The sequence below is a fragment of the Caballeronia sp. LZ029 genome (genome assembly GCF_031451275.1).
GTDB lineage: Bacteria > Pseudomonadota > Gammaproteobacteria > Burkholderiales > Burkholderiaceae > Caballeronia > Caballeronia jiangsuensis.
In genome coordinates this window covers 939,329-952,271 of sequence record NZ_JARUXO010000001.1, presented here as the reverse complement: position 1 = coordinate 952,271, position 12,943 = coordinate 939,329, and the positions used below count along the sequence as shown (strand labels likewise).

Annotated in this window: 11 protein-coding genes; 4 read left to right on the top strand and 7 right to left on the bottom strand. The window is 65.7% G+C overall.

Features of this window, described 5'->3' with window-relative positions; all coding sequences use genetic code 11:
* Positions 1-10: 10 nt before the first annotated feature.
* From QCE73_RS04460 to purT, 3 genes are read right to left on the bottom strand one after another with little or no spacing between them, the layout of a single operon-like run.
* Positions 11-367: an MliC family protein gene (locus QCE73_RS04460; RefSeq protein WP_309881909.1), complete on the bottom strand. Its 357-nt coding sequence runs from the start codon at positions 365-367 to the stop codon at positions 11-13.
* 44 nt (positions 368-411) lie between these two features.
* Complete coding sequence (locus QCE73_RS04455) at positions 412-582, bottom strand: DUF6726 family protein (protein ID WP_309879946.1); 171 nt, start codon at positions 580-582, stop codon at positions 412-414.
* A 31-nt stretch (positions 583-613) separates the two neighbouring features.
* Positions 614-1,846, bottom strand: coding sequence for a formate-dependent phosphoribosylglycinamide formyltransferase (gene purT / locus QCE73_RS04450; RefSeq protein WP_309879945.1), 1,233 nt, complete (start codon positions 1,844-1,846; stop codon positions 614-616).
* Positions 1,847-2,120: 274 nt separating this feature from the next.
* Between purT and QCE73_RS04445 the strand changes: the two genes are divergently transcribed.
* Entirely contained in the window at positions 2,121-2,711 is a 591-nt protein-coding gene (locus QCE73_RS04445) for an META domain-containing protein (protein WP_309879944.1), read from the top strand.
* A gap of 170 nt (positions 2,712-2,881) precedes the next feature.
* Positions 2,882-6,403, top strand: a complete 3,522-nt coding sequence (locus QCE73_RS04440) for a DNA translocase FtsK (protein ID WP_309879943.1) — start codon at positions 2,882-2,884, stop codon at positions 6,401-6,403.
* A 3-nt stretch (positions 6,404-6,406) separates the two neighbouring features.
* Here the strand turns inward: QCE73_RS04440 and QCE73_RS04435 are convergent, their stop codons facing one another.
* From QCE73_RS04435 to QCE73_RS04425, 3 genes are all read right to left on the bottom strand, one after another.
* Entirely contained in the window at positions 6,407-7,459 is a 1,053-nt protein-coding gene (locus QCE73_RS04435; RefSeq protein WP_035506348.1) for a transporter, read from the bottom strand.
* 86 nt (positions 7,460-7,545) lie between these two features.
* Positions 7,546-8,112 (bottom strand): antimicrobial peptide resistance and lipid A acylation PagP, encoded by a 567-nt coding sequence (locus QCE73_RS04430; RefSeq protein ID WP_309879942.1) that lies wholly within the window; start codon positions 8,110-8,112, stop codon positions 7,546-7,548.
* A gap of 69 nt (positions 8,113-8,181) precedes the next feature.
* A complete protein-coding gene (locus tag QCE73_RS04425) occupies positions 8,182-9,498 on the bottom strand; it encodes a lactonase family protein (protein ID WP_404989730.1) in 1,317 nt (438 codons plus the stop codon).
* 204 nt (positions 9,499-9,702) lie between these two features.
* Between QCE73_RS04425 and QCE73_RS04420 the strand changes: the two genes are divergently transcribed.
* Positions 9,703-9,855 (top strand): DUF3096 domain-containing protein, encoded by a 153-nt coding sequence (locus QCE73_RS04420; RefSeq protein ID WP_309881907.1) that lies wholly within the window; start codon positions 9,703-9,705, stop codon positions 9,853-9,855.
* Between the two features lie 157 nt (positions 9,856-10,012).
* On the opposite strand, the gene QCE73_RS04415 is transcribed toward QCE73_RS04420, so the two are convergent.
* A complete protein-coding gene (locus QCE73_RS04415) occupies positions 10,013-10,261 on the bottom strand; it encodes a hypothetical protein (RefSeq protein ID WP_035506343.1) in 249 nt (82 codons plus the stop codon).
* 475 nt (positions 10,262-10,736) lie between these two features.
* Here QCE73_RS04415 and QCE73_RS04410 point away from each other — a divergent pair, with 475 nt between their 5' ends.
* Positions 10,737-12,611: a glycoside hydrolase family 15 protein gene (locus tag QCE73_RS04410; RefSeq protein WP_309879941.1), complete on the top strand. Its 1,875-nt coding sequence runs from the start codon at positions 10,737-10,739 to the stop codon at positions 12,609-12,611.
* Positions 12,612-12,943: the final 332 nt, after the last annotated feature.

The window sequence follows — 12,943 nt, the reverse complement described above, 5'->3', positions numbered from 1 at the left end:
TGCCGCGCGCCTACTTCTTGCGCGCTTCGCAATCCGCGAGCAGCGGCGGCGAATCCTTCGCGGCCATTTCGTCGTACAGGTCCGCCTGCGGACCCTTGGTCCACCACGTGTATTGATCGGCGACGTATTTCGCCCCCGATCCCGCGATCACGTTCACGAACAGCAGCTTGCGCCCGTCGACGGTCAGCGCCGCGAAGCTTTGACGATTGCGCGTGTTCGTGTACTGAACCGACACGCTCTTGCCGTCCTTGCAGTCGTAACGCGTGGTTTGCGTCGAAGCGGTCTGGATCTGCGGCACGGTGAGCGGCATGGCGAGCGCCGACTGCGCCACGAACGACGCGAGCATGAGTGCGATTGTTTTCTTCATCATCCGATTCGCGATGGTTTCGATGTCGATGCGCGCGCCGGCGATCACGGATCGATCACTTCGGCGCATGCGTCGGTCGGTGCGGCCGCGACATGCCCGACGACCGGCACGATCTTCAGCCCCGCCGAGGCGATGCGGCACGGCGCCGCTGCAAGTCCGCAGCCCGAGAGTCCCAGGGAAACCGCGACGAGCGCGGCCAGCGCTTTCCATTTCACATTCACGCTCCCGCCGGCGCCCGCGCGCCGGTCATTTTGCCGAAACCGGCCGCACCTTCGACGCCGCGAGTTTCGCGCGCTCGCGCGCTTCGTCGGTGTCGGCGCCCGTCGCGACCGCGACACCCATGCGGCGCTTCACGAAGCTCTCCGGCTTGCCGAAAAGCCGCAAGTCCGCGCCCGGCACCGCGAGCGCTTGCGCCACGCCTTCGAACGCGATGCCCGTTTCATCCAGACCGCCGTAGATGACGGCGGACGCGCCGGGCGCGCGCAGCGCGGTATCCACGGGCAAGCCGAGGATCGCGCGTGCATGCAATTCGAACTCGGAGAAGCGCTGCGTCGCGAGCGTGACGAGACCGGTGTCGTGCGGACGCGGGCTCACTTCGGAGAACCAGACGTCGTCGCCGCGCACGAAGAGCTCGACGCCGAAGAGCCCGCGTCCGCCGAGCGCGGTCGTGACTTTGGCGGCGACATCGCGCGCTTTTTCGAGCGCGGCCGGGCTCATCGGTTGCGGCTGCCACGATTCGACGTAATCGCCCGCGACCTGCACATGGCCGATCGGATCGCAGAAGTAGGTTTGCGTTTCGCCGCTCTCGGGGTCCGCCGCGCACACGGTGAGTTGCGTGATCTCGTATTCGAAGTCGATGAAGCCCTCGACGATCACGCGGCCGTGATTCACGCGCCCGCCCGCCATCGCGTAATTCCATGCCGGCTCGACATCGGCGTCGCTCTTGAGCACCGATTGCCCCTTCCCCGACGACGACATCACCGGTTTCACCACACACGGAAAGCCGATCGTGGCGATCGCCGCCTTCATCTCGTCGAGCGATTGCGCGAACGCATAGGGCGATGTCGGCAGGCCGAGTTCCTCGGCGGCGAGTCGCCGGATGCCTTCGCGGTTCATCGTGAGCTGCGTGGCGCGCGCCGTCGGGATGACGGTCGCGAGTTGCGCCGCTTCGATTTCAGCGAGCGCATCGGTCGCGATCGCCTCGATCTCCGGCACGATCAGATGCGGCTGCTCCTTCTCGACGAGCGCGCGCAGCGCGGCGGCGTCGGTCATGTCGATGACGTGCGCGCGATGCGCAACCTGATGCCCCGGCGCGTTCGCATAGCGATCGACCGCGATGACCTCGACGCCCAGGCGCTGCAACGCCATGATCACTTCCTTGCCAAGCTCGCCCGCGCCGAGCAGCATCACGCGCGTGGCGTTGGCGGAAAGCGGCGTGCCGATGCGCAAGGCATCAGGACGAGATGAATCGGTCTGCATGAGTGCTCCGGGAATCGATCGGGTGACGAGGCCAGTAAAGCGAAAGCGGCGGAATTGGGCGCGATGTTAACACGCAGTGCCCGCCGCAACACTCTGCCGTCCGGCCTATTGACGGCGTCGTCACAAACGGTATTGACACGTGAATGCGGATCGGAATTCCCCGCGCATCGCCGATCGATGACAGCCGCGGCAAACATTTTGTTGCTTGCGGGCGCTAGACAAATCGCAGGACGCGTGCGATACCCTTACGGTTTCGCCTGCTTCAGGATCATCGATGCCCACGCATTTCCTTCGCGCGTCCGCTCTTCGTTCGGCGCACTCATCGTCAAACTTCCTGTCGCGTAGCAAAGCGGCGCTTTCGCTTGCGTCCCGCGCGTGCGCGCTCGTCGTCGCGGCGAGCGTCGTCGCCGGTTGCGCGATGCCGAAGCATCCCGATACGAGCGCGCCGCCCACCGATCCTTATAATCCCGCCGCCACGCAATTGCTCGACGACACGCAATGGGATCTCACGAGCTGGACCGATGCGAGCGGCCAGCCGCGCGCGGTGCCGCACGCGGGCGAGAACGGCGCGCGGCCGCTCACGCTCGATTTTTCGACCGCGAACGGTCATCGCCAGGCGAGCGGCTTTTCGGGCTGCAACCGCTACAGCGGCACCTACGATCTGAAGGACGGCAAGCTGACTTTCGGCCCGCTCGCCGGCACGCGCATGGCGTGCGTCTCGGGTGCGGGCGCGGCGCTGGAGCGGCCCTATCTCGACGCGCTCGCGCATATCGCGAAAAGCGGCGTGCAGATGAATCCGCCGCCCGCGCTGAAACTGACGCTCGACGACGGCCAGGTGCTCACCTTCTCGGCTCGCGCGAGGTGATGTGTTGCGTACATGCGGCACACGCGTCGTGCGTGCGCGGCGCCCGCGCGGTTCCCGCGCGGTTTCCCGTTAAACTGCTCGATCGAACAGTCCGGCCAACACGCGCGGCCGGGCGCAGTCTTCGGGTCACAACCTGATTCGTTTCACCCAACATTGATTCAAGCTCAAGCATGCACATGGTAGTTCTCGGCTGGTTCGGTGCATCGGTCGTCTGGTTCCTTCCGCTCCTCTGGCGCATCGTCAAGCTGGCGCTGCCGGGCAGGGAAGGCGTGCGCGGCCCGGGCACGATCCGCCTCTGGCTCGGTTTCGTCGGTGTGCTGCTCGCGAGCAGCACGCTCGAAGGCGCGCTCGCAAACTCGCTCGAAACGCAGGCGAACATCAATCGCTGCGGACGCGCGCTCGCTACCGCGTTGAGCGGACCCGCGCATCTGGGCGGCGCAGCCGCGATCGCGGCCGTCGTGCTCGCGATCTTCCTGCCCTGGCTGATCGAATTCAGCTGGCGCTCGGTGCTCGCGTGGGCGGACGAAGCGTTCGGCTTCGGCCTGCCGCAAAACTGGCTCACGCCGCGCGAGCGCGAAAGCGAGTCGCGCCAAAGCTCGCCCGGCCGCGAAAAAGCGCGCGACAAGGCAGGCAGCTGGTTCGAACGCCGCACCCGCGCAAGAGCCGCGCGCGATTCGCAGGAACGTGCCCATCGCGCCGAGCGTTTCGATGCGCCGCCGCCGCGCACGTCGCACGACGAGCCGACGCTCGGCCTTCCGACCGGCCCCCGTAGCACCCGTTATCAGCGTCCGACGCCGTGGCGCCCGCCTGCGACCGGCAAGAGCGCGGTCAGCCGCGCATCGGCGGCCACCGCGAGCGCAATCGCCACCGCCGAGGCTTACGCGAAGCGCCCCGCATTCGAGGCCGCGGGCGTCTCGCCTCCGGTCGCGCAAACGGAGCCGGTCGTGCCTGCGGACTGGCTGAACCCGTCGGCGACATCGGCGAATCGCGAGGCCGGGGCGGCATTCGCGCCGCGCCGGGCGTCGGCATTCGAGCCTTCGGGCTCGGGCTTGCGCGCGTCCGTCGCCGCCGACAAACCGCGCGCGTCCACGCCGCCGACGCCCGCGCCTCGCGTGGATCGCCCGCGCAGTCCGGTGACGTCGATGCCTGCGCAACGGTCATCGGGCGTGGCGAGCACATCCACGTCCGTCGCAACCGGCGTGAGCGCCGCGCGCAGAACGCCTTTGCCGCAAACGCCGCAAAGCATCAGACGCGCCGCACCGCCCGCGCGTCCGTCCATGGGCACAGCGACGCGTGAGTTCGCGCCGGCGCCGCTCGCCGCACCGGCGTTCTCGCGTCCGGCCGCGCCGCTCGGGCCGATCGCGCCGCCGCCGGCACCCGAAGCGATTCAGGCGACGTTGCGTTCCATCGAGGAGAAGACCGCGCTGTGGACGTCGCTCGCGGGCGCGAGTCTCGCGCGCGGACATGTGTCGATGGCGCGTGGCGGCCAGCCCGATATTCAGCCGGACGCCGAGACGAATGCGTCGATGACCGCCGATGAACACGTCATCGAAACGGCAGCCGAATCGATCGTCGAGCCGGTAACGCCTCCGCCCGCAAAAACACAGGAATTCGATGCTCGCGTCGAGCCGCCGCTGATCGATGCGCACGTGATCGCGCCCGCGCTCGTCGAGCCGCCCCCGCTCTTCGGCTTGCGTCTGCCGGAGCCGCCGAGCGCCGACATCCCGATCGCGCCATCGCTTTCCACCCCTGCCTCTCCGTTCGACACAAACGCGGCGCAAGAGCCCGCGTACATCGACTCGCCGAGCGAGACGCCCGAGCCTCCGCCCGCCGCGCGACAGCCGGAACCGGAACCGGAACACGAACCGGACGCGCGCGATCTCGCGCCGACGCCGCCGTGGCTAGATGAACCCACGTCGCGCGATACCGACAGCGAGCCCCCTGCCCCGCCGCTCTTGCGCGTCGTCGACGAGCCGGACGACGTGCTCGACATGCCCGAGGAAGAGCCGCTGCCCATCGCCGAGCGCCAGGTTGCGGGCGACGAATTCGCTTCGCCGTCGAACGTCGTGCGCTTTCCGGGCATCGCGGCCGCGCCGCCCGTCGTATCGCAGGCTCCGAGTCAGCCGAACGCAGCGCCGCCCGAACCGCGCCAGCCGGTACGCGGTTCCGCGCCGACCGAGTTCGAATTCCATGCGCCGCACGCATCGGCGGTGGAATTGCCGACGCTCGATCTGCTCGAAGCCGCGTCCGACGAGATCGAGCCCGTCTCCGAGGCGCATCTGAACGAAACCGGCCAGTTGATCGAGCAGCGCCTTCAGGAATTCAAGGTGCCGGTGACGGTGGTCGGCGCGTCGGCCGGTCCGGTCATCACGCGCTTCGAAGTCGAGCCGGCGCTCGGCGTGCGCGGCAGCCAGATCGTCGGGCTGATGAAGGATCTGTCGCGCGGCCTCGGCCTCACGTCGATCCGCGTCGTCGAAACGATTCCCGGCAAGACCTGCATGGGCCTCGAACTGCCGAACGCGAAGCGCCAGATGATCCGCCTCTCGGAGATTCTCGAAGACGACGTGTATCGCACGTCGAAGTCGAATCTGACGATCGCGATGGGCAAGGACATCGTCGGCAATCCGGTCGTGACGGATCTCGCCCGCGCGCCGCACATGCTGGTCGCGGGCACGACGGGCTCGGGCAAGTCGGTCGCGATCAACGCGATGATCCTCTCGCTGCTCTACAAGGCGAAGCCCGAGGACGTGCGCCTCATCATGATCGATCCGAAGATGCTGGAGCTTTCTGTGTACGAAGGCATTCCGCATCTGCTCGCGCCGGTCGTCACCGACATGAAGCTCGCGTCGAACGCGCTCAACTGGTGCGTCGGCGAGATGGAGAAGCGTTACCGGCTGATGTCGGCGGTCGGCGTGCGCAATCTGCAAGGTTTCAACCAGAAGATCCGCAACACCGAGGCCGCGGGCAAGAAGCTCACGAACCCGTTCTCGCTCACGCCCGACGCGCCCGAGCCGCTGTCCACGCTGCCGCTCATCGTCGTGGTCATCGACGAACTCGCGGACCTGATGATGGTCGCGGGCAAGCAGATCGAGCAGTTGATCGCGCGTCTCGCGCAGAAGGCGCGCGCGGCCGGCATCCATTTGATTCTCGCGACGCAGCGGCCGTCCGTCGACGTGATCACCGGTCTCATCAAGGCGAACATTCCGACGCGCGTGGCGTTCCAGGTGTCGTCGAAGATCGATTCGCGCACGATTCTCGACCAGATGGGTGCGGAATCGCTGCTCGGCGCAGGCGACATGCTGTTCCTGCCGCCCGGCACGGGCTATCCGCAACGCGTACACGGCGCGTTCGTCGCGGACGACGAAGTGCATCGCGTGGTCGAGCATCTCAAGCAGTTCGGCGAACCGGAGTACGAGGAAGGCATTCTGTCCGGCCCGACGTCCGATGGCGGCGGCGGTCAAGACCTCTTCGGCGAAACACCCGACGCCGAAGCCGATCCGCTCTACGACGAAGCCGTGGCTTTCGTCGTGCGCACGCGGCGCGCGTCGATTTCGTCGGTGCAGCGGCAGTTGCGCATCGGCTATAACCGCGCGGCGCGCCTCGTCGAACAGATGGAAGCGGCCGGGCTCGTCTCGTCGATGAGCAACAACGGCAACCGTGAAGTGCTCGCCCCGCCCGGCCCGGCGGAGTGAGCGTTACCAGAGCCGCAGGCGGCGCAGCAGAAAGATCGTGATGGCGGCACAGCCCGTCATCACGCCGACCACGATCCAGAACGCCGCCGGATCCTTGGTCCCCGGCAAGCCCGCCACGTTCATGCCGAAAATGCCCGTCACGAGCGTGGCGGGCAGCAGCAACGCGGACATGATCGCGAGCCAGAGCAGCTTGCGGTTGATGTCCTCCGACAGCGCCGCGGCGATTTCATCCTGCAATAGCTTCGCGCGCTCGTAGAGTCCTTCAAGGCCGCCGCCCAGACCGTTCAGCACCTGAATCGCCTGCACGAGCGCTTCCATCGAGCGCGGTTCGGCCCATTCGAGGCGGCGCAACACGAGTTGCGTCAGCGCGTTGCGCTCGGGATCGATAAATCGCTTCACTTCCACGATGCGCCGCCGCGCGCCGCCCAGCATCGCGCGGCATTTCGAATGGCCTCCTTCGAGCACGCTTTCCTCGACATCGTCGAGACAGTCGCCGATTTCATCGATACGGTCCGCGAAGGTATCGTTCAGCGCGCGAATCAGCCCGGCGAAGAGATCGACGGTATCGCGGAACATCGCGCCTTCGAGGACGGCGTGGCGCAAGCGGTCGGTCGATTGCAGCGGACGTGCGCGCACGGTGATCATGCGATGCTTGTCCACGTAAAAGCGCAGCGCGCCGGTCGCGCGGTTCGCCTCGCGCGCGCCGGGCGCGGCGGCATCCGGCGTCTTCGCGACGAGTTCGAGGTCCGCGACGACGCCGTACATGAAGTTCGAGCCGATATGCACGCGCGGGCGTTTGTCCTCGCCGTTCAGGAACTCGCGGGCGACATCGGGCATCGACGTGACGCCTTCGAGCCAGCCCTCGACCGCATCGTCGTTCGCCGACAGATGCAGCCACGTCGGGCCATCGCCCGCGACGGATTCGCGCGCTTCGTCCCAGGTCAGGCGCAGCGCCTCGCCGCCGGCGAAGCTGAACGCGCTGATGAATCCCGGCGGCGCCGGTTCAGTGCGCTTGAGCGGACGCTCGCGCGCGTCGAATGGTTGAGTCGTGTTCAATCTTGCATTCCCTGCTGTTGCCTTTCGATTTCCTCAGTACACCTTTCAGTCGATGCGAAAGAAAAGCGCCTCGGAAACGCATCGTACTAGAACTCGTAGCGGCCCCAGAAGAACGCGACGTCGCCGTCGTTCAGGCCGGGGATGTGCGGGATGATCGTCGCCATGACGGACGCGCGCCGGTAGCGCACCGAGCCGATCGGCAGCGCGAGCGGCAACGGCACGTAATGGCCGATGTCGCTGCGCGCCGTCACGCCGACGAAGAACCCGCCGCCCGCCTGCAATCCGCCGAGCACCGGCTTCGTGTACCACTGGCGCGCGTAACCGCCGATCGGTTCGAAGTTGTGATGCGAATCCGAAAAGGCGAACGCGAACAGAATGTCCTCATTGCCGTTCGCGTCGATCCAGTGCTTGCCCGCCCCGCCGCCGTACGACCACGGGTTGAGTTCGCTGCGATCGTTGAAGCCGTCGATATGCCAGCCGTAACCCGTCACGTAGAGATCCCAGGTGCCTTCGTGCACGACGCGCATCACACGCTGGCACGCCGACGACATCCAGTCCCGCTCGAAATCGCATTCCTTGCTGTCGTCCGCGCGCGCCGCGAGTGGCGCGCATAACGTCGAAACCATCACCGCCTTGAGCAGTTTCCTTTTCATCGTCATCGGACAGCGTGTCGCTGTGTGAATCGCGGCTCGTCGGCCGCTCTCGTCGCTCCGATCAGACCGTCACGACGGCGATACGAACTTGAAATCGACCGGCGAGCCGATCGACAGTTGCTTCGGGTCCGACGCGAGCTCGCCCGTCTGCGGATCGCGGCGGAAGAAGTACGCGCTGTCGCTCTCCTGATTGCCGACGATGAGCCAGCGCCCGGTCGGATCGATCGCGAATTCGCGCGGCGTCTTGCCGAGCGTCGGATAGCGCTTGACGTACTTCAGATGGCCGTTCTTCGGATCGACAGAAAACTGGACGATCTCGTTGGCGTCGCCTCGATTGGTCGCGTAAAGGAAACGCCCGTCCGGCGACATATGGATCGCCCCGCCGCCGATCTTGCCTCTGAAACCCGGCGCGATCATCGAATTGGTCTGAACCTGCGTGAGCTTGCCGTCGCGGTAATCGAACACGAGCACCGACGCGTTCAACTCGGTGGTCAGATAGGCGTGCCTGCCGCCTGCGTCGAAGATCAGATGGCGTGGCCCGGAGCCCGGCTTGATCAACGCGTAGCGCGCTTCGGTCGGACCGAAGAGGCCGCGTCCCGATGCCGACGGATCGGGCGTGTAGCGGTACGCGAAGACCTTGTCGACACCGAGATCCTGCGCGAAGAGATACTTGCCGTCGGGCGAGAACACGGTCGAATGGACGTGCGAATTGTCCTGCCGTCCCTTCACCGGGCCGCCGCCTTCGTGATGCACGGTCAGCACCGAATTGCCGACATGGCCGTCTGAGGACAGCGGAAAGACCGCAAAGCTGCCGCCCGGATTCGATGCGACGGAGTAGTTGGCGGTCAGCAGATATTTGCCGTCAGGCGAGAGCGCGAGGTAGCACGGATCATTGCCATCCGACGAAACGCGGTTGAGAAAGCTCAACTGGCCGGTCGCGCGATCGAAGCGAAAGGCGCTCACGCCGCCGCGCTGCGTCGCGGGGCCGTTGTCGCCGGGCAATTCGTTCACTGCATACACGTAATTCCGGTCACGGCTCACGACGAGATAGGACGGATTGACCGTCTGCGCCCATGCGATGCGGGACAGTTCTCCACTGGCCGTGTCGAAACGATAGACATAGATGCCTTCGCTCTTTCCGCCGCCCGTGTAGGTGCCGATCAGCAGATCGTAGACCTCTTTGCCCGGCGCGCCCGTCGTGGCCGCGCCGCTCGCTGAGCCCGGCGCGGCGGGCATCGTGGCGGTCTGCGCGAAGGACTGCGCCGCCGCCAGCGACAGCATCAGCGCGACCCCTCTCGCCCACGCGATGGGCCTCGCGCGCATCGGGCGCGCGTCTTGCAACATCGATGCGAGCGAATTCGCGCCGCAGGGATGGCTCGGGTGCATGAAACCTCCTCATCGTCTCTTTGCTGCTTGTTATCGGGGGCGACGCGCGAGTTCGCCGGCATCGCAAGGCCCAAGGACGTGCGGGAGCAAATTTCGCTCCAAACGGCGTGGACCGCCATCATGAGCGACGGGGTTCGCAGCCAAGATACACCACGCACGACAGGCCAACCGACACGATTCGAACCAACAACAGGAGTTGCCGCGATGACTATTCACCTAAGCCTTGGCCCGCTCGTTTCCCTGATCGCCGGGATCCTGGTTCTCATCATGCCGCGGTTGCTGAACTTCATCGTCGCGATCTATCTGATCGTGATCGGGCTGATCGGCCTGTTCGGCATGGGATCGGCCCATTTCTGACGGACGCGAGACTGTCGTTGTGACGCCGATTCATCCCGGCGGTTCCGGACATGCGAACGCAAACGCGAGCGCACGCGCACGGGTTGAGCCGTGCGCGTGCGCAAAGTGTCACGAAAAAAGGACACGCGGATGGGCCGCGTGGGGCGAGCGTGTATCGTCAGCCGTTCGCGAGCTGGTCGAGACGCAGGCGTCCCTGCAACGACAACGCGCCGACCGAAACGCCGGCGACGCCGAAGGTGTAGCGGCTGAAGCAGCCGCGCTCCGTGAGAAATGCGGCGGCGGTTTCCATCGCGTTGCGCGACAGACCGAGATGCTTGTGATCGAGCGCGAGCAGCGCCTCGGCATCAGAGACGCGGCTTGCTGCGGAAAGAATGGCGATGCAGTCGGCTTTCGACGGATAGAGCATGGGTTCCGTTCCTCGAAAACGCTACGTTAGGGACCGGCCGGGAGCGCGCAGGCCGTTGCATGGCTCGCGCGCGTCACGCGCCGGGGTCATGCATGAAAGACGCGCGAAAGGCGCAAGAGTTTCAGCGCCGCGAGTAACAAAGGAAACGGCGCTTCGACCTTTCACGAAACTTCATTCTAAACATCAGTCGAATGCTTTTTCAACAGCGCGATCGGCGCATCGCTAGCGCTTTTCCGCCAATCGCGGCGGGACCGCCATCGCACCGGCCGTTGCGCGCCGTGATCACACGCGGCCCGGTTTTCTGCTTGCAACGAACGATTGCGGCAGAATGCGGCCAGAAAGCATGCGTGGCGTCGGTCGCTTCCTTTGTCCTTGACGCCGCGCTTCGCTCGGGGCGCGCCGCGTCCCGAATCTTTTGCTCAACCCGCGGCGCGTTTCGATTCGGTCCGCGCCGCCAGCAGGAAGATGTTCGCTTATGCCAGCTTTGATCGAAGACTATGCGATGGTCGGCGACGGCCACACCGCAGCCCTGATTTCCCGCGACGGCTCCGTCGACTGGCTCTGTTGGCCACGCTTCGACTCCGGCGCGTGCTTCGCGGCGCTGCTCGGCACGCCCGAGCACGGCCGATGGCTCATCGCGCCCGAGATGCCCGACGGCGAAACGGCCGTCATCAACCGTCGCTATCGCGAGGACACGCTGGTCCTCGAAACGGATTTCGAAACATCGCAAGGCGCCGTGACGATCGTCGACTTCATGCCCTTGCGCAACGGACATTCGGAACTCGTGCGCATCGTGATCGGACGGCGCGGCACGGTGCGCATGAAGATGGAGCTCGTGCTGCGCTTCGATTACGGCTCGGCCGTGCCCTGGGTGAGCCGTCTGCCCGACGACAGCGGCATTCGCGCGATCGCCGGACCGGATCTCGCGGTGCTGCGCACGCCGGTCGACCTCGTCGGCGAAAACATGCATACGGCCGCCAGCTTCGACGTGAGCGCGGGCGAACGCGTGCCCTTCTCGCTGTGCTACTCGCAATCCCATCTGCGTCTGCCGCACGCGTCCGATCCCCACACGCAACTCGCGCGCACCGAGAACCACTGGCGCGAATGGTCCGGGCAAAGCGAGCTCAAGGGCCGCTGGGCGAGCGCGATCCGCCGCTCGCTGATCACGCTGAAGGCGCTCGCCTACGAGCCGACGGGCGGCATCGTCGCCGCGCCCACGACCTCGCTGCCGGAGCAGCTCGGCGGCACGCGCAACTGGGACTATCGCTACTGCTGGCTGCGCGACGCGACCATCACCCTGCTCGCGATGATGCGCGGCGGCTACTACGACGAAGCCCGCGCGTGGCGCGCGTGGCTGGGCCGCGTGATGGCGGGCTCGCCGGCGCAGATCCAGATCATGTACGGCATCGCGGGCGAGCGGCGCCTGCCCGAGTGGGAGATCCCGTGGCTGCCCGGTTACGAGGGCGCGTCGCCGGTGCGTATCGGCAATGGCGCGGTCGATCAGTTGCAGCTCGACGTCTACGGCGAAGTGATGAACGCGCTGCACCTCGCGCGCGTCGGCGGTCTGCAGAGCGACGAAACCGCCTGGTCGATCCAGTGCGCCATGCTGCAACACCTCGACACGATCTGGGAACAGCCCGACGAAGGCATCTGGGAAGTGCGCGGCGGGCGCCAGCACTTCACGTTCTCGAAGGTCATGGCGTGGGTCGCGTACGACCGCGCGATCAAATCGGCGGAAAAGTTCGAGCTGCCGGGGCCGATCGACCATTGGCGCGAGATGCGCGCGCGCATCCGTGCCGAGGTGCTGAAGAAAAGCTGGAACGCCGAACTGAACTCCTTCACGCAGGCCTACGACAGCGATGCGCTCGATGCGAGCCTGCTTCTCATCCCGTTGCTCGGATTTTTGCCGCCTAAAGATCCGCGAGTGACCGGAACCGTACATGCGATCGAGACCAAGTTGACGCACGATGGGCTCGTGAAGCGTTATCACACCGCCGAAGTCGCGGATGGCTTGCCGCCCGGAGAAGGCACGTTTCTGGCTTGTAGCTTCTGGCTGGTCGACAATCTGGCGCTGCAAGGCCGGATCGATGAAGCGCACGAGATGTTCGAGCGCCTCGTCGGGCTCGCGAACGATGTCGGATTGCTGGCCGAGGAGTACGACACGGTGGCCAGGCGCATGGTCGGGAATTTCCCGCAGGCCTTTACCCACGTGGCGCTAGTGCATACCGGAATGAATCTGATGCGGCACGAAGAGGAGATGGCAAAGGCGATCGGCCAGCCATCCGGCCCGGAAAACCACGACGAGCCGGACGCGCAAGCTGCCATCGATGCTGCAACAGGAAAGTCATAAATCTATGTTTTGTTTGATGAAATTGGCGTTTCCCGGTAATATTGGTGCAATGCACAAAATGTAGGATGTCGGGATGTGTTGTTTTCACGCAGGCAATTCCGACCGATTATTGAATTGAACGCTTAGTACGCGGAAAATCTTGCTTCCGCTCAAGGTTCGTCGTACAAGAGTCGATATTGCGCGGGTGGCAGCACGGAAAGGCAGGCAGGAAGCATTTCAGGAAAGACAGTGCCCCGGCAGCATGGCGACAGCCCGCCGCGCCGCCGGGGGTCATCGAATGCCGTTGAGCCTCATCGCCGGATGCTTTGCCGGGATCAACGGGCGTGCCGGTT

Excerpts from the sequence above, each read along its gene's own strand:
- QCE73_RS04445 (WP_309879944.1), top strand. The coding sequence starts at position 2,121 with ATGCCCACGCATTTCCTTCGCGCGTCCGCTCTTCGTTCGGCGCACTCA.
- QCE73_RS04460 (WP_309881909.1), bottom strand. The coding sequence starts at position 367 with ATGAAGAAAACAATCGCACTCATGCTCGCGTCGTTCGTGGCGCAGTCG.
- QCE73_RS04440 (WP_309879943.1), top strand. The coding sequence starts at position 2,882 with ATGCACATGGTAGTTCTCGGCTGGTTCGGTGCATCGGTCGTCTGGTTC.
- QCE73_RS04410 (WP_309879941.1), top strand. The coding sequence starts at position 10,737 with ATGCCAGCTTTGATCGAAGACTATGCGATGGTCGGCGACGGCCACACC.
- QCE73_RS04425 (WP_404989730.1), bottom strand. The coding sequence starts at position 9,498 with ATGCACCCGAGCCATCCCTGCGGCGCGAATTCGCTCGCATCGATGTTG.
- purT (WP_309879945.1), bottom strand. The coding sequence starts at position 1,846 with ATGCAGACCGATTCATCTCGTCCTGATGCCTTGCGCATCGGCACGCCG.
- QCE73_RS04415 (WP_035506343.1), bottom strand. The coding sequence starts at position 10,261 with ATGCTCTATCCGTCGAAAGCCGACTGCATCGCCATTCTTTCCGCAGCA.
- QCE73_RS04430 (WP_309879942.1), bottom strand. The coding sequence starts at position 8,112 with ATGAAAAGGAAACTGCTCAAGGCGGTGATGGTTTCGACGTTATGCGCG.
- QCE73_RS04420 (WP_309881907.1), top strand. The coding sequence starts at position 9,703 with ATGACTATTCACCTAAGCCTTGGCCCGCTCGTTTCCCTGATCGCCGGG.